The sequence below is a fragment of the Silicimonas algicola genome, from assembly GCF_003148765.1.
In the GTDB taxonomy this organism is placed as follows: Bacteria; Pseudomonadota; Alphaproteobacteria; order Rhodobacterales; family Rhodobacteraceae; genus Silicimonas; species Silicimonas algicola.
Genome location: NZ_QGGV01000002.1, coordinates 456,755 through 475,175, shown reverse-complemented (window position 1 = coordinate 475,175; position 18,421 = coordinate 456,755). Strand labels below are relative to the sequence as shown.

Sequence of the window (18,421 nt, the reverse complement as noted above, 5' to 3'; positions counted from 1 at the left end):
CACATCTTCGTGGCGTCCGCACTCTTTTTCTTTCGGACAAAGTCGCGGCATTCTAGGCAATTGCAAGTGAAGGAGGACTGAACCGAATGAAGGACGTCAACGGCCCCGAGGGACTGCAGAAGTTTTCCGATCCCCTTCGGACAGCCAGGGGCGAAACGCGCGCCGAGGTAGCCCTGACCAATCCGGACACGCTCTGGTTCAACACCGGCACCCTCTGCAACATCGAGTGCCTGTCCTGCTACATCGAAAGCTCTCCCACGAACGACGCGCTGGTGTACATGACCCGTGCCGAGGTCGAGGACTATCTCGCCCAGGCCCGGTCGCGTGGCTGGTCGCTGAGGGAGATCGGCTTCACCGGCGGCGAGCCCTTCATGAACCCCGAGATCATCGGGATGACCGAGGCATCCCTTCTTGCGGGCTACGAGGTCCTGATCCTGACGAACGCCATGCAGCCCATGATGCGGCGGCGCTTGCGCGACGGGCTTGTGGATCTGCATACCCGCTTCCCCGGCCGCCTGACGCTGAGGGTGTCGCTCGACCACTGGTCGGCGCGGCATCACGACGCGGAACGGGGCACGGGCAGCTTCGAGCGATCGCTCGAAGGGATGCGCTGGCTGCGGGACGAAGGCATCGCCATGACCGTCGCGGGCCGCACCGTCTGGGGCGAAAGCGAGGCCGAGGCGCGCGCGGGCTATGACGCGCTCTATCGCGCCGAAGGGTTCGCCATCGACGCCCTGAACCCGGGCCGGACGGTTCTCTTCCCCGAGATGGACGAAACCGTCGACGTCCCCGAGATCACCACAGCGTGCTGGGGCATCCTTCACAAGTCGCCCGACAGCGTCATGTGCGCCTCGTCTCGGATGGTGGTCAAGCGCAAGGGAGCCGCGACGCCGACCGTCGTATCCTGCACTCTCCTGCCGTACGAACGCGATTTCGAGTTGGGACGGACGCTGGCCGAGGCCGAGCGTCCGGTGCGGCTCAACCATCCGCACTGTGCCAAGTTCTGCGTCCTCGGCGGGGCAAGCTGCTCGGCCTGATCCTCCATCGACCTTCAAATACTTCGGGGAGCGCGAGGGGCAGCGCCCCTCGCCGTCACACCATGGCGCAGAGGAGTTCGAAGAGGATGTTCGCGCCCAGATAGGCCGTGGCGCCAGAAGGATCGAAAGGCGGCGACACCTCGACGAGGTCGGCGCCCCGAATGTCGAGGCCGGCCAGATGGCGGCACACCTCCAGCGCCTGAAAACTCGTCGGTCCGCCGACTTCCGGCGTTCCCGTCCCCGGCGCGAAGGCGGGGTCGACGAAGTCGATGTCGTAGCTGACATAGCAGGGACGGTCGCCCACGACCTCGACAGCTTCGGCCATGACGTCAGCCACACCGCGGGCGAAGAATTCCTCGATCCGGACGATGCGAATGCCGACGCTTTTGGCGAAATCCAGATCCTCCCGGCCATACATGGATCCGCGAATGCCGATCTGGATGACGCGCTTCGGGTCCAGAAGCCCCTCCTCGACCGCCCGGCGGAAGGGCGTGCCGTGGGTGTACATCTCGCCGCCGAAGTAGCTGTGGTAGAGGTCGGTGTGGCTGTCGAAGTGGATCATGCCCAGAGGCTCGTCCGCCGCGATCCCGCGCAGGATAGGCAGCGAGCAGAGGTGATCTCCGCCGATGGTCAGCGGGCGTATCCCTTGCGATTTCAATGTCTTGTAGAAGGACGTGAACCGCTCCAACGTGTCCGGCATGCTGGCAGGGTTCGGGCCGATGTCGCCGACGTCGGCGCAATTCGCGCGTTCGAAGGGCCGGGTGCCCGACACGGGATGCTCGGCCCGGATCATCGTCGAGGCGTCGCGCATCTGGCGCGGCCCGTGGCGAGGACCCGGACGGTTCGTGGTGCCTGCGTCCCAGGGCGCGCCGACCAGCCCGATCTCGACCTCCGAAAATCTTGGGTGGTCGGGCGTCACCAGCGGAAGCCGCATGAAGGTCGGCACGCCCGCATAGCGCGGCAGCACGAAGCCCGATACGGGCTGGAAGAAGGGGTCGCTCATGGCCCGAACGCTAGCGCGTCGTCACGGCCTTGCATAGCTCACGAAGGCGAAGCGGCGGGCGTCCGGCGACCAGCAGGGCACGTTGATCGTCCCTTGCCCGCCGAAGAGCGACAGAAGTGTCCGGGGCGCGCCGCCCTCCGCCGGTATCAGGCGAAGCTCCACGTCGCGGTCCCGCGGATGACCTTCGGTCCCCGCTTCGAAGGCGACGTAAAGCACATGCGCGCCGTCGGGCGAGGGATGCGGGAACCAGTTCACGCGCTCGTCGTCGGTCATTCTTTCGGGCGCGCCGCCCGAGACCGGGATGCGCCAGAGGTCGACCGAGCCGTCTTTCTCGCCGTTGAACCAGATCCAGCGGCCGTCCGGCGTGTAGTCCGGGCCGTCGCAATGGTCGAAGCCGCCGGTGACAATTGTCTCGTCACCACCCGACGCAGGCATGGTGCAGATCTGAAAGATGCCGTCCCGCCGACCGGCATAGGCCAGCGCTGCACCGTCGGGCGACCATCCGTGCCAATAGGCCGGCAGTGGCGCGCCGAGCGCTTCGGGCGATCCGCCCGAGACGGAAAGCGTGTAGATCTCGCTCATGCCGTTCCGCGTCTTGTCGCTGATGGCGAGGCGCGTGCCGTCCGGCGACAGCCCGTGGTCGTTGTTGAGCTGGCTCAGGTCTCCCGTATCGATCCGGTCGAGCCGGGGCGCGTCGAGCGGGAGTCGAAACAGGAGGCCGTCACCGTTGACGATCAGCGCCGTCCCGTCCGGCGTCCAGTTTGGCGCCTCGATCAAACGGTCGGTCTCGAAGACGGTCTCCGTCGCGTCCGTCGCCAGGTCGTAGATGCGAACCAACGAGGTCATGCGGGCACATACGAGAATCGGTCGAACCTCGCCTCGCGCGCCTGACCCGAGGTGTCGTAGGCGACAAGGCCAACGAAGGCCCCAGTGAAGGACGCGTGCTCGCCCCGTCCGCCCTCGTCCGAGATGACGGCGGCGTTCAGGACGGGGCCTATGGCCTGCCAGTCGCCGCCTTGCCGCCAGTAGAACTGCTGGGTCGCGTGATCGACCTCGACGGCCAGGTCCACCGGGCCCTCGGCCAGGGGGACGGGAGCGTCGAGCGGATGCTCGAGCGCGCAGTCGGGCCAGTTGCCGGGGCAGCTCTGAATCGTCAGGACGCGGCCCATCCCCGGCTCGTGGGTGACGAGAAGAGCGTGGAACTTGTGCCGGTTGTAATATGTCGTCAGCCCGGCGGCGTGTTGGTAGTCGCCGGGCATCACGTCGAGCGTCGTCTCGGCCCGATAGGCCAGGTGCTGCTGCCGGCGGGCGACGAGGGATTGTTCGAACCAGCTTCCGATGCTCTCGCGCCCGATCAGGGTCAGGCCGTCCAGCCCCGTCCGGAACAGCCTGTCGGGATGCGGATGGCGCAGCCACTGGAAGTCGTGATGGAGACCCTCGGCGAAGTCATAGGCCGATGGCTGCGGCAGCGGGCTGTCGGCGTCATGTGGCACCTCCTCGCGGACAAGGAGGCCGCCGCCTTCGAGATAAAGCCAGTCGTCGTCGCCCCAGACCACCTTCTCGATGCCCGTCTCGCGGCCGAGGGGGCAGAACCGCCCCTGCCCGTCCGGTCCCGCGATCGGACGCCCCATCAGGAAGGTGTGCCAGAGCGTACCGTCCGGACCCTCGACGTACTGCCCGTGTCCGGTCCGCTGGATCGGGTGGTCCGGAGCGTCGGCGGCTGAGAGGAGGAACTTGTCCGGATGCGTCTCGTAGGGTCCGCGGATGTCGCGCGAGCGTGCCATCGTCACCGCGTGGCCATAGCCCGTACCGCCCTCGGCCGTCGTCAAATAGTACCATCCGTTTCGCCTGAACAGGTGTGGCGCTTCGGTCAAACCGCGGTCGGTGCCGTCATATATACTAGAACATTCGCCCGTAAGCCCCTGGCTCGGCGACCATTCCTGCAGGAGGATGCCGTCGAAGCTGGCGTGCTTCGGGTTCCCGCCCGTGCCCTTGCCGCGGTGGTTCCAGCGCATGTTGACGAACCACTTGCGCCCGTCCTCGTCATGGAACAGCGACGGGTCGAAGCCCGAGGAATTGACATACCACGGGTCGCGCCACGGTCCTTCGATCCGTTCGGCGCAGGTGATATAGTTGTGCGCGTCCTTGAACGCCCCATCAAGCCGCTTGACGTCGGTGTAGACCAGCCAGAACAGCCCGTCGGCATGGGACAGGCAAGGCGCCCAGATGCCCCCCGAGTCCGGATTGCCGCGCATGTCGAGAAGCGCCGCACGGTCCAGTGGGGCGGCCGCAAACTCCCAGTTGGCCAGGTCGGTCGAGCGGTGGATGCGGACGCCGGGATACCACTCGAAGGTCGAGGTGGCGATGTAGAAGGTATCGCCGACGCGGCAGATCGAAGGATCCGCGTGGAAGCCGGGGAGGATCGGGTTGCGGATCATGGCTGGGCCTCCGTGGCGCGGGCGGCTTGCGCCGCCCGCCTTGCCGTCACGCAAGCAGGTCGCGCGCGGCGGCCGGGTCCAGCGCGGCCGGACGCGAACAGGTCGTCGTCATCTTGACGAAGCTGCCAGTCTCGCCCGATTTGAGGATGCCCGTCATGACTTCGACCGCGTGCAGCGCAAGCTCCATCGAGCAGCGGTGCGGCCGATGCTCGGCGATGGCGATGGCCATGTCGGCGAGTCCCGCGGTGCGATAGTTGGCGCGGACGTCCTGGTTCGCCTTCCCGAAAGGGTGATCCCAAGGCTCGACCTTGCGCGCGGGCGCGCGGCCCTCGGTCAGGATCAGGTCACCGCCGAAGAAGTTCGGATCGGGGACGTCGAGCGAGGCCTCCGTGCCGTAAAGCTCCATCGGCTTGTGCCCATGTCCCCAGACGTCCCAGCTCGTCGCCATCGTGATGACCGCGCCGCTGGCGAAGTCGAGAAGCGCGTGGATCGTGGTCGGCGTCTCGACCGGGATCGTCTCGCCCTTCCTCGGATCGGAGGAGATCGTGCGGGTCTTCGACGGCGTCGAGGTCAGCGCCACGACACGTTTCACGGGCCCCAGAAGCTGGATCAGGTTCGTGACGTAGTAGGGCCCGATGTCGAGAACCGGACCGGCGCCCGGCAGGAAGAAGAAGTCGGGGTTGGGATGCCAGTGCTCCATCCCGTGCGACATGACGAAGGCCGTGCCGCTTGTGACCTGCCCCACGGTGCCGTCGTCGATCAGGGCGCGGGCCTGCTGGTGCGCGCCGCCAAGGAAGGTATCGGGCGCCGAGCCGATGCGCAGACCGTTGGTGTCCGCGATGTGCTTCAGGTCCGCGCCTTCTTCCAGCGACAGGACGAAGGGCTTTTCGGAATAGACGTGCTTGCCCGCCTCGAGGATCGCCTTCGAGACGGCGAAGTGCGCCGCCGGAATGGTCAGGTTGACGACGATGTCGATGTCCTTCGCCGCCAGGAGGCCCTCGACGGTCTCGGCCCTGACGCCGAATTCCGTCGCGCGTGCCTCTGCCGCCGCCGCGCTGAGATCGGCCACCGCGCGCACCTCGATCCCCCGGAACAGGGGGGCGAGGCGCAGGTAGGCCGCCGAGATGTTGCCGCATCCGATGATGCCGACGCCCAGGGTCATGGGTCTGTTCTCCTCAGAGGGATTTCAGGAAGTCGAGCGAGCGCCGCGCGAAGCGGGCGTCGTCCGAGGGGTTGTCGTGCTCGGCAACGAAGAGGTCGACGCCGATGTTCTGAAGGGCCAGCATGATCCCCCGCCAGTCCATCGTCCCCGTGCCGACATCGGCCCAGCCATCCTCGTCGGCATTCTCGCCCTTGGGTGCGATGTCCTTGACGTGGGCGGCGGAGATCCGGTCGGCATAGCGCTGGATCCAGGGAAGCGGGTCCTGGTCGCCGCGCACGGCCCAGGCCACGTCGAATTCGAACGACAGGTCCGGCCCGCCGTCGAGGATCGCTTCGATCGGAAAGCTGCCGTCGTCGAGGGCGGTGAATTCGAAAGCGTGGTTGTGCCAGCCGAAGCAGTGGCCGGCATCCACGATCGGCTTGCCGGCGTCGGCCAGCCGACGCCCGAAGGCGCGCCAGCCGTCGGCGTTGGTCGGACGGTCGGGCTCGGCCAGGTGCGGGACATAAATGTCGGTGATCTTCAGCGTGCGCGCGATGTCCAGGACCGTCTTCGGGTCGGTTGCGACCATGTCGAGGCTGAAGTGCCCGCTCTTCATGTGCAGGTTGTTCTTCTCGAGGTCCGCTTTCAGGCCGTCGAGGTTCTTGAGGTTCGCATAGAGCGCGCCGTAGCCCTCGACGCGCGCATATCCGAGGTTCGCGATCATCGCGAGGGTATCGGACATGGGTCCGAAATTGCGGGACGAGTAGAGCTGGTAGGAATACTGGGTCACGGGATCGGAGTCCTTGGGTGGGTGTGTCAAAGCCGGGCTTCATCGCCCGTATCGAAGAGCGAGGCGTCGGCCGTGCGTAGCCCGACGGTGATGTGGTCGCCACTGCGAATCCGCGTCTGCCCGTCGGTGCGCAGCCAGAAGCGCCCCCCGTTGAGGGAGGTGAGGATCAGAGTGTCCGAACCAAGCGGTTCGACCACCTCGGCCTCGAGGTCGAGAACGGCGTCGCCGGTCCTTGCGTCATCGCCGACGAGAATATGCTCGGGCCGGATGCCGAACCATGCCTCGCCCTTTGCGGGGCGAGTGAAGTCGTAGCCGTCGAGCGGGATTGAAAGCGCGCCCGAGGTGAAGCGGTTGCCCGAAACGGTGCCCTTGACGAGGTTCATTGCCGGAGAGCCGATGAAGTCGGCGACATAGAGGTTCGCGGGCCGGGAATAGATCTCCTCGGGCGAGGCCAGCTGCTGGATCATGCCGTCCTTCATGATCGCGATGCGGCTGGCGAGCGTCATCGCCTCGACCTGATCGTGCGTGACGTAGATCATCGTGTTCTTCAGCCGGTGGTGAAGCTGCTTCAGCTCCACCCTGAGGTCCGCGCGAAGTTTCGCGTCGAGGTTCGACAACGGCTCGTCGAAAAGGAAGACGTCGACGTCGCGCACCAGCGCCCGCCCGATGGCGACCCGCTGGCGTTGGCCGCCCGACAAGGCCGAGGGCTTGCGCTTCAGGAGGGGTTCGATCTGAAGGACTTCCGCCGCGCGGGCCACGCGTTCCTTGATCTGCGGCTTCGGCACCCGCGCGTTCTTCAGGCCGAAGCTCATGTTCCCCTCGACCGTCATCTGCGGGTAAAGCGCGTAGGACTGGAACACCATGCCGATCCCGCGAGCAGAGGGCTCGGCCCAGGTCACGTTCGTGCCCTTGATCCATATCTGGCCTTCCGTGATCTCGAGGAGCCCGGCGATGCAGTTCAGAAGCGTGGACTTGCCGCAGCCGGAGGAGCCGAGCAGCACGAGGAATTCGCCCTCGTAGACGTCGAGGTTCAGGTTCCGCAGCACCTTCACGGCGCCGAAGTTGAGGTCCAGATTCTTGATCTCGACGGACTTCCGGTTGGCGTCGGTCATGGTTGCTACCCTTTCACGGCGCCGGCCGCGATGCCTCGGACGAAGAGGCGGCCAGATACGAAATAGATGACGAGTGGGACAAGGCCGGTCAGGATCGTCGCGGCCATGTTGACGTTGTATTCCTTCACGCCCTGCACCGAGTTGACGATGTTGTTCAGCTGAACCGTCATCGGATAATACTCGGGCTTGGTGTAGACGACGCCGAACAGGAAGTCGTTCCAGATGCCGGTGACCTGCAGGATCATCGCCACCACGAAGATCGGCAGCGACATCGGCAGCATGATCTGGAAGTAGATGCCCCAGAATCCCGCCCCGTCGACGCGCGCCGCCTTGAACAGCTCCTCGGGCAACGAGGTGAAGTAGTTGCGGAAGAGAAGCGTCAGGATCGGCATTCCGAAGACCGAGTGGACGAGCACGAGGCCCCAGAGAGTTCCGTAGAGGCCCATCTCGCGCAGCAGGATCACGATGGGGTAGAGCATCACCTGATAGGGGATGAAGGCCCCGAAGATCAGGATAGTGAAGAAGATGTCGGCCCCCTTGAAGCGCCAGTTGGCCAGCGCGTAACCGTTCACCGAGGCGATGGCGATGGACAGGATGACCGAGGGCACGGTGATCCGCACCGAATTCCAGAAACCGCGGCTGAGGCCGTCGCAGTTGAGGCCGGTACAGGCCTCGGACCAGGCCTTGACCCAGGGCTCGAAGGTGATCTCGACGGGCGGCGCGAAGATGTTGCCCATGCGGATCTCGGGCATACCCTTCAGCGAGGTCACGATCATCACGTAGAGCGGCAGGAGGTAGTAGAGCGACACGAGGATGAGCGTGCCGTAGAGGAATATGTTACGACGCGAGATCAGCCGTCGCGGACGCGTGCCCGACGGGCCGTCGAGTTGCGCGCGGACCGGGTCGGTGCCGGCCTTCGTGACAGCGAGGATGCCGGGATCAGACACGCTTCTTCCCTCCGAATTCGAGCATCGCCCACGGGATGATGACGATGGCGACGGCGAGAAGCATCATGGTCGATGCCGCGAAGCCCTGCCCCAGGTTCTGTCCCTGGAACATGTAATCGTAGACGTATTTCGCAGGGACCTCGGACGAGATGCCGGGACCCCCGGAGGTCTGTGCCACGATCAGGTCGTAGAGGCGGACGATGCCGCTGGCGATGATGACGAGCGTGGTGATGAAGACGGGCCGCATCATCGGGATGACGATGAACAGATAGGTCTTCCACATCGGGATGCCGTCGACCCGAGCGGCCTTCCAGATGTCCCCATCAATGCCCCTCAACCCGGCAAGCATCAGGACCATCACCAGGCCAGTTCCCTGCCAGAGCCCGGCGATCAGGACGCCGTAGATGACGATGTCGGGATTATACAGCGGGTTGAAGTCGAAGTTGGTGAACCCGAGGCTGCGGATCACATTCTGGATGCCAAGGTCGGGGTTCAGAAGCCACTGCCAGACGAGGCCGGTGACGATGAAGGACAGCGCGAAAGGATAGAGGATGATCGTCCGGAAGGTGTTCTCGAACCGGATCTTCTGGTCCATGAGTGCGGCGAGGACGAAGCCGATGATGAAGCTGAAGACCAGGCTGCAGAGCCCGTAGATCATCAGGTTCTCGATCGACACCTGCCAGCGTTCCGTCGCCCAGAGGCGCTCGTACTGGTCGAAGCCGACGAAATCGGCCCTCGGCAGTAGCTTCGAGTTGGTGAACGAATAGGTGACGGTCCAGAGCGTGCCGCCGAGGAACACCACCAGCGCCGTCAGGATCATCGGAATGGCGGCGATCTTGGCCGCCAGGTTACGGAACAGGCCGATCGGCCTCTTGGCTTCCGATGCCACGCGGTCCCCTCCCCTTCGGTCGTCTTCTTTTGATTGGGCGGGACCGCATGTCTGCGGCCCCGCCGTCGGACTATCCCTGACGGATCAGTCCTTGTTGCGCACGATCTCGACGAAGCGCTCCTGAGCGGCCTCGGGCGTGATCGACTCGTCCTGGAAGAACTGCACGAAGAGGTCGTTGAGCTGGTTGTTCGTGTCCTCGGTGTTCAGGAGGTTCACGTCGGGCATGGTGTTGCCCGCAGCCAGGATCTCGAGACCCTTCTTCATGCAGTCGTTCGCCGCAGCGAGATCGATGTCGCCGCGGATCGGAAGCGAGCCCTTCTTCAGGTTGAAGTTCACCTGGGTCTCGCGGGACAGCAGCGTCGCCGCCAGACGGTCCTGCGCCGCGCTGATTTCCGGGTCGTCGTTGACCGGGAAGTAAAAGGCATCGCCGCCGGTCGAGATGATCTCGCGCACGCCGAGACCCGGAAGGCAGGTATAGTCTTCTCCCGCGACCTCGCCTGCGACAGCGAACTCGCCCTGCGCCCAGTCACCCATGATCTGGCCGCCGGCCTGATCGGTGATGACGAGGTTGGTGGCCTGGTTCCAGTCCTGGACGTTCGAGCCCTTGGCCAGCTCGCGCGCGTCGGCCGCGGCGGAGAAGACCGCCTTCATCTCGTCGCCTGCAGCAAGCTCGGCATCCGCCTCGCCATAGATCGTCTGAAGGACTTCGGGACCGGCGACTGTCGCCATAAGGACGTTGAACATGCCCGAGGACTGCCAGGGCTGCCCACCGAGCGCCAGCGGCTGGATGCCCGCCTCGCGCAGCGCCGGACCGGCGGCCACGAACTCGTCCCAATTGGTCGGAACCGCGACACCGGCCTTCTCGAAGGCCGCGTTTGACAACCAGAGCCACTGCCACGAGTGGATGTTGACGGGGGCGCAATAGATCTTGCCGTCGAGCGTGCAGGCATCCAGAAGCGACGGCGGATTGACGATGTCCTTCCAGCCCTCCGCTTCCGCCACCGCGGTCATGTCCTTGAGAAGACCCGCCTCGATCAGTTCCTCGGCCTGGCGGCCGTGGTTGAACTGGAAGGCGCCCATGGGGTCGCCGCCGATGATTCGGCTGACCATCACCGGACGCGCGGTGCCGCCGCCGCCCGCGATGGCGCCGTCGATCCACTTGTCGCCGGAGGCGTCGAAGGCCTTGGCGAACTCGCTCACGGCAGCCGCTTCGCCGCCCGACGTCCACCAGTGGGTGACCTCGAGATCTGTCGCATTGGCCGAGCCGCCCGCCACGAGTGCGGTGCAACACAGAAGGGTACGCAACGATTTCATGGATTTTCCTCCCTGTTCCTAAATCGTTTGCGGTCACGTTAAATCGTTTTAGAATGGTAAATCAAGCGCGGAAAAAACTGGCGTTTCAAGCTGGGATGCGCAGGAAGGCGACGATGACGGATTCGGACAAGAAGGCGCTTCTCATGCCGGGCGAGCGCGAGCGGCCGACGCTCAAGACCATCGCGCGTCTTGCCGGTGTTGCGGTGCCCACGGTGTCACGCGCTCTCTCCAACGCACCCGACATCGGCCAGAGCACCAAGGAGCGTGTACGCGCGCTGGCCCTCGAGCTGGGGTATCGCCCGAACCGGGCCGGCCTCAGACTGCGCACCGGAAAGACCAACGTGCTGGCGCTTGTCCTGTCGACCGATCACGACGTGATGAACCACACCGCGAAGCTCATCACCGCCGTCGCCAGCGAGTGTCGCGGCACCCCCTACCACCTCGTGGTGATGCCCTATTTCCCCGACGAATCGCCTCTCACGCCCGTCGAATACATCGTCCGCACCGGCTCGGCGGACGGCGTCATCCTGAACCGCATCCAGCCCCGCGACACCCGGATCGAGTTCCTCCGCGAACGGCGGTTTCCTTTCGTCATGCATGGCCGCACGGCGGATTGCGGCGAGGATCCCTACTTCGATTTCGACAACGAGACCTACGGCCGCCTCTGCGCCGAAACCTTTGCCGCCCGCGGCCGAAAACGGATGCTGATCGTCGCCCCGCCCGGCGACCAAAGCTATTCCCAGCACATGACGCGAGGCGCCTCCGAAGCGGCGACGTCGGCCGGAATGACCGCCCGCGTTCTGGAGGGCGCCACAAGCGACAGCCCGACGGACCGCGTCGCCGCGGCCGTCGCCGCCGACCTTGCGCTCCATCCCGACACGGACTGCGTGATGACCGCGTCGGCGCCCTCGGCCGTCGCCGCCACGCAGTCGATCGAGGCCGCGGGCCGCACCATCGGGCGGGACATCGATCTCGCGTCCAAGGAGGCGATCTCGTTCCTGAAGGTGTTCCGCCAGGAAATCCTCGTCTTTCACGAGGACGTGGCCGGCACGGGCAGCTTTCTGGCGCGCGCGCTGATGCAACGCATCGACCGGCCGGACCTTCCCGCGCTTCAGAAAGTGATCCGGCCCGATCCCCTGGAAGAGACGATGACCTTCGGCGGTTAAGCGTTTCGCAAGGCGGGATCGTTAGTACGCAACCCTGTGATTGTCCAACCAGGGTAGCCAACCATGAACAGACTTGCACTCAGCGGCGCGATTCTCGCGCTTACGGCCATTCCCGCCCTTGCCAACGATTTCGAACCCGCGATGCGCGGATTTCTCGAAGACGGCATCCAGAGCTGGGCGTCGAACCAGGTCCTGATCGACGCGATCCGCAACCAGAACGCCGCGACCGGCGGCTATGACCAGACCCGGATCGACGCGCTGGATCAGACCTGGCGGGCCGAGGTGGGTACCGGCGCGACGCCGACCATCGATCCGGTCCTCGGCAACTCCGCCGCCGACTTCCTGCGCGAACAGGTGTCGAAGTCGAACGGGCGCATCACCGAGGCGTTCATCATGGACGCGCACGGCCTGAACGTCGCGTCCTCGGCGGTGACGTCGGACTATTGGCAGGGTGACGAGGACAAGTTCCAGAAGACCCATGACGTTGGTCCGGACGCCGTGCATTTCGGCGACGTCGAGTTCGACGAGTCGAGCCAGACCTACCAGGGCCAGATCTCGATCACGATCGTCGATCCGGACACCGGGGCCCCGATTGGCGCGATGACCGTCGGCGTCGACGCGGAATCGCTCCTTTGACCCGTGCCTGACCCCTCTCTCGTCCCGCCTCTAGGAGACCGCGTCCCCATGTCGAAGCCGCAGGCCCGTCGCACGTCGCTGCCGATCTTTCTCAAGTGCCTCATCCTCATCGTCGGCATCTGCGCGGTCCTGTCGGCCGCGCTGACGGTCATGTCGCTTCGCACCAGCGGCCAGATCGCCCTGGAGGCGGCGCGGTCCCTGGGCGCGAGCGTCACCGAGTCCACGGCGCAGCAGATCGCTGCACCGCTCAAGTTCGGCGACTTGGCTCAGGTCGAGGAAAAACTGGAAGCCGTCATCGACAGCACGGCGCTCGCGACCCTTTCCATCGTCGTCGCGCAAGGCGCCGTCGTCGCGCAGCAGGGGAAGGACAGCGCCCTCGAAGCGATCGAAGCGCTGGCGAGACAGGCAGCCGACGCGGGAGAGGAAATCGTTTCGCCCGACGGGCTCCTCGTCGCGGTCCCCATCTTCGGCGGCAAGGAACGTACCGTTCTCGGCGGCCTCGGTGTGGTGTGGAGCCCGGCGGCGCTCGAATCGACCGTTGCGGACGACCTCAAGATCGCCATTGCGGTCAGTGCCGCGATTGCCCTCGTCATGTCCGCCCTCGGGACATGGGCCGTTCGGCGCATCGTGACCAGCCCGCTGAATCGCATCATCCTGCGGACCTCCGACATGGCGCGAGGCGATTTCGCCACGCCTGTGCCCTATCTCGACCGGGGCGACGAGATCGGCAACACGGCCACGGCTCTCGAAACCCTGAGGATGAGGCTGGACGCGGCCGAGATCGCCAAGGTCGACGCCATGTTCCGCGGCGCGGGCTTCCAGGGATCGACCGCTGCGATGATGCTCTGTGACACCGACATGACCGTCACTCACTGCAACACGGCGATGATCGACCTGGTGCGCAACAACCTCGACGATTTCCGGGTGGTCGTGCCCTCTTTCGATCCCGACGGCCTCGTCGGCATGAACGCCGATCTGTTCCACCGCAGGCCCGAGGGCCCGCGCAGGCGTATGGCCGAAGCGTCCTTCCCGATCGACATCGACATCACCATCGGCAGCGTTCTGATGAACCTCGTGCTGAACCGGATCGAGGGCGAGAACGGCGCCACGATGGGCTATGTGCTCGAATGGCTCGACGTCACCGAGCAGCGCAAGACGGCGGCGGTCCTCGCCTCGCTGGAACAGGCGCAGTTGCGCGCGGACTTCGGCGCCGACGGACTGCTCTCGGCGATGAGCGACCGCATGGCAAACGCGCTGAAGACCGGCGGACGGACGCCTTCGGACGTGCGTCTGGCTCAATTCGTCCGAAATGCCGACGGAAGCCCTGTCGAGCCCTCGCTCAAGTCCGGCAAGGCCATATTCGGGAAGTTTCTCACGACGATGGGGGCCGTCGATCTGCTGCTCGACGGCAGCCTCAGCCCCACCACCGATTCCGCGGGCCGCCTCACGGGTTTCGTTCTCCTCGGTCAGGACATCACCGCGAGCGAGGCGCGGCTTCGCGCGGCGACCGAACAGAACGAGCGCATGGTGGCCGAGCAATCGCGCGTCATGACCGAACTGAAGGGTGCGCTGACCCAGCTGTCGGACGGCAATCTGCGCGTCCGCATCGAGGCCGCGTTCCCCGGCGACTACGAGGCGCTTCGCAGCGACTTCAATCGCGCGGTGGGGGAACTCGACGGTGCGATCGCCCGTATCCTCGCCAGCGCGGACGCCATCCTCGGGGAGGCCGACAATGTATCCGGCGCGGCCGACGACCTGTCGCGTCGGACCGAGCGCCAGGCCGCTACGCTGGAAGAAACGGCCGCCGCGATCTCGGAGCTGACCGCCTCGGTCGCCTCGGCCGCGTCGGGAGCCAAGCAGGCCAACGACGTCGTCGACGAGGCCCGCGACAACGCCGCGACCTCGGGCGACGTGGTCCGGCAGGCCGTCGACGCCATGGGCGAGATCGCCAACTCCTCGGAACAGATCTCACGCATCATCGGCGTGATCGACGAGATCGCCTTCCAGACCAACCTTCTTGCCCTCAACGCAGGCGTCGAGGCCGCGCGCGCAGGCGATGCGGGACGCGGCTTCGCCGTTGTGGCGTCGGAGGTCCGCGCGCTCGCGCAGCGCTCCTCGGAAGCCGCGCGCGAGATCACCGACCTCATCTCGACCTCGTCCGAGCATGTCAAGAAAGGCGTCTCGCTGGTCGGAAAGGCCGGTCACGCGCTAACCGAGATCGTGGCGTCGGTCGGCGGCATCGCCGAACACGTCTCGGGCATCGCCGCCTCGGCGCGCGAGCAGTCGACCGGCCTCGACGAGATCAACACGGCGATGAACCAGCTCGACCAGGTCACCCAGAAGAACGTCGCCATGTTCGAGGAAACGATGGCCTCGTCGAAGCTGATGACGACCGAGGCGACCTCGCTCGTGTCGATCACCAACCGCTTCCAATGCAGCGGACCGCGTGCGTCCGCCTCGAGCACCGCCCCGGCCGCGGTTCAGGCGAAGAACGGCGCGGCTGACGCGCCTGCGCCCGTAGAGCGAAGTGTCGCCAAGCTCGCACCTCTCGGCCGAAGCGCGGGGCAGGACGTCAGGACGGATGCCGGTCGACCTACGAGGTCCGCCGGCAATCTGGCCTTGGCGCCGGAGGACGTGGCCGATGACGACTGGGAGGAGTTCTGATCCCTGACTTCAGGCGCACGCATCGTCGCGATGCGCCGCCCGGCCCCTGCCCTAGCCCCGCATCCTTGCGCCCTCCGGATCGAAGGCCGGACGCGTGACCAGGCGGGCCCGGCGCTTGTGGCCGAGTATCTCGATCTCGGCCTCCAGCCCGTCGCGGACCTGTTCCGCAGGGATCAGCGCCAGCGCCATCGACCGGTCGGTCCAGTGCGCATAGCCGCCCGATGTGCAATAGCCGGCAACGGCGCCATCGATCCACACCGGTTCCCACCCCACGGCGTCAGCCTCATCCGCGTCCACCTCGAAGGCGACGAGGCGGCGGCCGGCGCCCGCCGACCTTTCCGCCTCGGCCGCGGCCCGTCCGATGAAGTCCGCCGTCTTGCCGAAGTCGATGAAGCGGTCGAGACCCGTCTCGCCCGGCGTCAGGTCGGCGGTATAATCCCGCCCCCAGGCGCCGAAAGCCTTCTCGAGCCGAAGCGACATGAGCGCCCGCAACCCGAAGGGCCTCAGTCCCAGGTCGGACCCGGCCGCATCGAGCGCCTGCCACAGCGCGCGTTGCATCGTCGCCTCGCAATATATTTCGAACCCGAGGTCGCCGGTATAGCTGACGCGCTGGATCCGCGCCGCAGCCGGCCCCACGGTCGCGCGCGTAACGGCCAGAAACGGCAGCGCCGCCTGAGACACCTCGGCGGCCGTCACGCGCGTCAGAAGCTCGCGCGCCGACGGACCGGCAAGCTGAAATCCGGTCAGCCGATCCGAGAGGTTCTCGATCGTCACGTCCTCGTCCGGCCGTAGAGAGGCCGCGAACCAGCGCAGATGCATGTCCTGCGCGGCGTAGCTCGACACCAGGAGGAAGTCGTCAGCGCCGTAACAGGCCACGCTCATGTCGCCCACGAGTCGCCCCGAGGGCGCCAGCATCGGCGTCAGCGCCATGCGCCCCGGAACCGGAATGCCCCCGCCATGCCGCGGTCGAGCCAATCCCGCGCGCCCGAACCGGTGACGCGGAATTTTGCGAAAGCCTGGATATCGCCGATGCCCACGCCTGTGCGGACCGCGCGCACTTCGTCCCGCACCGCGTCCCAGGCGTTAGAGCGCCGGAAGGTCGGCTCTTCCCGGCGCGCCTCGCCGGGGCGCGCGAACCAGTTCACCACTTCCATGCCGTAGCTCGCGCCGAAGACCGCGCCCTTGGCGTCCCAGACGTCGTACATGGGCGACGTGCGGAAGGGGCGCGCGGCGGTGAGTTCCTCGTTAGGATAGCTGACAGAAAAGCGACGGCGATAGTTCTCGATCACCTTCGGCACAGTGTATCCCGGCGTCGTCCAACGCCCGAAGCGCGCCACATCCATCGCGCGCGGGTCGCGCTCGGTCTCGCCTTCTATCATCCACTGCGCCAGCGCCAGGCCCACGCCCCCGCCCTGGCTGAAGCCCGCCATGACCGCGCAGGCCGCCCAATAGTTGCGCAGGCCCGGCACCGGTCCAACCAGGGGATTGCCGTCGGGCGCGAAGGAGAATGGCCCGTGGATCACGCGCTTGATCCCCGCGCGTTCCAGGATCGGGAAGCGCCGCCAGGCGAAGGCGACGCTGTCTTCGATCTTGTCGAGGTCGTCGTTCAGAAGCTCGTGTCCGAAGTCCCAGGGTGTGCCGTCGACCGCCCAGGGCTCGCAGCGCTGCTCGTAGAAGCCGATGACAAAGCCCTTTCCCTCCTGGCGCAGATAGCTTTCGCCGCCGGGATCGATGACATGCGGGATCTCGTCGGCGCGGGCCGCGATCTCGGGGACGTCGCCGGTGACAAGGTACTGGTGCGCCATCGGCAAAAGCGGAAGATAGACGCCCGCGAGCGCCCCCACCTCGCGGGCCCAGAGGCCGCCGGCGTTCACGACGTGCTCGGCGTGGATCGTGCCCTTCTCGGTGATGACGTCCCAGGTGCCGTCCGCGCGAGGGTTCGTCTCGAGGACCCGGTTGTGGGTCACGATCTCGGCCCCGCCCATCCGCGCCGCGCGGGCATAGGCGTGCGTCGTCCCCGAAGGGTCGAGGTGACCGTCGAGCGGATCGTAGAGCGCGCCCAGGATGCCGTCGGTGTTCACGAAATCCGCCATCTCGCGGATCTCGTCCGGCCCGATGATCCGGGTGTCGAGACCCATGTAGCGGTGCTTGGCGCGTTCGGCCTTCAGCATGTCGAAGCGCTCGGGCGTGTCGGCCAGCGTCATGCCGCCGGAATGGTGCAGCCCGCAGGACATGCCGGTGATGGCTTCGAGTTCGCGGTAGAGGTTGATCGTGTAGCCCTGGAGCGCCGCCATGTTGGTGTCGCCGTTCAGGGTGTGAAAGCCGCCCGCGGCGTGCCAGGTCGACCCGCTGGTCAGCTCCGAGCGCTCGATCAGCATGACGTCGGACCAGCCGAGCTTGGTCAGGTGATAGAGCACCGAACAGCCGACGACGCCGCCGCCGATCACCGCCACGCGCACATTCGTCCTCATGCCGTCCCCCGTCCAGGTCCGGCGCATGGGCCGGCGTTTTGGGGTCAGCCTGCAAGGCGGCGCAGGGTGCGTCACGTCATTTCGCGACACGGCGAGGGCGCTCCGCGGCATCGGAGACGCGCCGATGCGATGACCGTCGCTGGACAGACCTTGATCAAATACGACCGAACGCGGGTTGGCTTCCGAAACATTGCCGGAACGGGTTGTCCGGATGCGACAATCGCCGCTTTTCGTGCCTTCGCGGACGCGGCCGCAGTCAATCCGCTACTTCCCGCGCCTTCCGACTTTACTCTTGGGAACCGAGCCCCAATGTCCGCTACATGATCCGTTTCGTTCCCGGCCCCGACTCGCAGACCGACTTCCGTGAGGCGCTTGGCGCCTTCGCGACCGGGGTGACCGTCGTCACATGCCGGTCGTCGCACGGCCCGCTCGGGATCACGGCGAACAGCTTCTCCTCGGTGTCGCTCGATCCGCCGCTCGTCCTCTGGTGCCCGGCGAAATCCTCGTCCCGCTTCGACGCCTTCGTTCGGGCCAAGCGCTTCGCGATCCACGTCCTGCGCCGCGACCAGCAGCCCCTCTGCCGCCGCTTCGCCTCCGAAGGGCTGGCCTTCGAAGGTCTCGACTGGCGCGAGGATGCGGCGGGCGTGCCAGAGCTTGACGGCTGCCTCGCCCGCTTCGAATGCGCGTCCGAGGCGGTTCACGACGCGGGCGACCACGCCATCGTCGTCGGGCTCGTGCTCGCCGTGACGCGACAGCGGGGCGAACCCCTGATCTTCGCAGGCGGACGCTACGGCGGCGTCGACCTCGACTGAG

14 protein-coding genes and 1 pseudogene are annotated in these 18,421 nt (G+C 66.2%); 5 read left to right on the top strand and 10 right to left on the bottom strand.

Annotated features, from left to right (window positions below; genetic code table 11):
- Positions 1-86: 86 nt before the first annotated feature.
- Positions 87-1,037 carry a radical SAM protein gene (locus C8D95_RS06685; protein ID WP_109758379.1) on the top strand — a complete coding sequence of 317 codons (951 nt, stop codon included), beginning with the start codon at positions 87-89 and terminating at the stop codon, positions 1,035-1,037.
- 55 nt (positions 1,038-1,092) lie between these two features.
- On the opposite strand, the gene speB is transcribed toward C8D95_RS06685, so the two are convergent.
- The 9 genes from speB to C8D95_RS06640 all read right to left on the bottom strand — a co-directional run bounded on the left by speB (position 1,093) and on the right by C8D95_RS06640 (position 10,671).
- Positions 1,093-2,040: an agmatinase gene (gene speB, locus C8D95_RS06680; protein WP_109758378.1), complete on the bottom strand. Its 948-nt coding sequence runs from the start codon at positions 2,038-2,040 to the stop codon at positions 1,093-1,095.
- Between the two features lie 21 nt (positions 2,041-2,061).
- On the bottom strand, positions 2,062-2,886 hold the full coding sequence (locus tag C8D95_RS06675) for a TolB family protein (protein ID WP_109758377.1): 825 nt from the start codon (positions 2,884-2,886) through the stop codon (positions 2,062-2,064).
- Positions 2,883-4,478, bottom strand: coding sequence for a glycoside hydrolase family 43 protein (locus C8D95_RS06670; RefSeq protein ID WP_109758376.1), 1,596 nt, complete (start codon positions 4,476-4,478; stop codon positions 2,883-2,885). The genes C8D95_RS06675 and C8D95_RS06670 overlap by 4 nt, the downstream gene beginning before the upstream one ends.
- A 46-nt stretch (positions 4,479-4,524) precedes the next feature.
- Positions 4,525-5,640 carry a Gfo/Idh/MocA family protein gene (locus C8D95_RS06665; RefSeq protein WP_109758375.1) on the bottom strand — a complete coding sequence of 372 codons (1,116 nt, stop codon included), beginning with the start codon at positions 5,638-5,640 and terminating at the stop codon, positions 4,525-4,527.
- Positions 5,641-5,653: 13 nt separating this feature from the next.
- Positions 5,654-6,409: a sugar phosphate isomerase/epimerase family protein gene (locus tag C8D95_RS06660; RefSeq protein WP_109758374.1), complete on the bottom strand. Its 756-nt coding sequence runs from the start codon at positions 6,407-6,409 to the stop codon at positions 5,654-5,656.
- A gap of 26 nt (positions 6,410-6,435) precedes the next feature.
- The gene (locus tag C8D95_RS06655) at positions 6,436-7,521 is read right to left on the bottom strand and encodes an ABC transporter ATP-binding protein (RefSeq protein ID WP_109758373.1); all 1,086 of its coding nucleotides are present in this window, start codon (positions 7,519-7,521) and stop codon (positions 6,436-6,438) included.
- Between the two features lie 5 nt (positions 7,522-7,526).
- A complete protein-coding gene (locus C8D95_RS06650; protein WP_164721673.1) occupies positions 7,527-8,468 on the bottom strand; it encodes a carbohydrate ABC transporter permease in 942 nt (313 codons plus the stop codon).
- Positions 8,461-9,288, bottom strand: a complete 828-nt coding sequence (locus C8D95_RS06645; protein ID WP_206508511.1) for a carbohydrate ABC transporter permease — start codon at positions 9,286-9,288, stop codon at positions 8,461-8,463. The genes C8D95_RS06650 and C8D95_RS06645 overlap by 8 nt, the downstream gene beginning before the upstream one ends.
- A gap of 153 nt (positions 9,289-9,441) precedes the next feature.
- Positions 9,442-10,671, bottom strand: a complete 1,230-nt coding sequence (locus tag C8D95_RS06640; protein WP_109758371.1) for an ABC transporter substrate-binding protein — start codon at positions 10,669-10,671, stop codon at positions 9,442-9,444.
- A 113-nt stretch (positions 10,672-10,784) separates the two neighbouring features.
- Between C8D95_RS06640 and C8D95_RS06635 the strand changes: the two genes are divergently transcribed.
- The 3 genes from C8D95_RS06635 (at position 10,785) to C8D95_RS06625 (ending at position 15,137) form a co-directional block, all read left to right on the top strand.
- Positions 10,785-11,837 carry a LacI family transcriptional regulator gene (locus C8D95_RS06635; RefSeq protein WP_109758370.1) on the top strand — a complete coding sequence of 351 codons (1,053 nt, stop codon included), beginning with the start codon at positions 10,785-10,787 and terminating at the stop codon, positions 11,835-11,837.
- Positions 11,838-11,900: 63 nt separating this feature from the next.
- On the top strand, positions 11,901-12,473 hold the full coding sequence (locus C8D95_RS06630; protein ID WP_109758369.1) for a hypothetical protein: 573 nt from the start codon (positions 11,901-11,903) through the stop codon (positions 12,471-12,473).
- Between the two features lie 48 nt (positions 12,474-12,521).
- Positions 12,522-15,137, top strand: a complete 2,616-nt coding sequence (locus C8D95_RS06625) for a methyl-accepting chemotaxis protein (protein ID WP_109758368.1) — start codon at positions 12,522-12,524, stop codon at positions 15,135-15,137.
- 51 nt (positions 15,138-15,188) lie between these two features.
- Here C8D95_RS06625 and C8D95_RS06620 read toward each other — a convergent pair.
- Positions 15,189-17,608, bottom strand: a pseudogene (locus C8D95_RS06620) (GcvT family protein).
- A gap of 320 nt (positions 17,609-17,928) precedes the next feature.
- Here C8D95_RS06620 and C8D95_RS06615 point away from each other — a divergent pair.
- Positions 17,929-18,420 (top strand): flavin reductase family protein, encoded by a 492-nt coding sequence (locus C8D95_RS06615; RefSeq protein ID WP_109758367.1) that lies wholly within the window; start codon positions 17,929-17,931, stop codon positions 18,418-18,420.
- The last annotated feature ends 1 nt before the right edge of the window (position 18,421 follow it).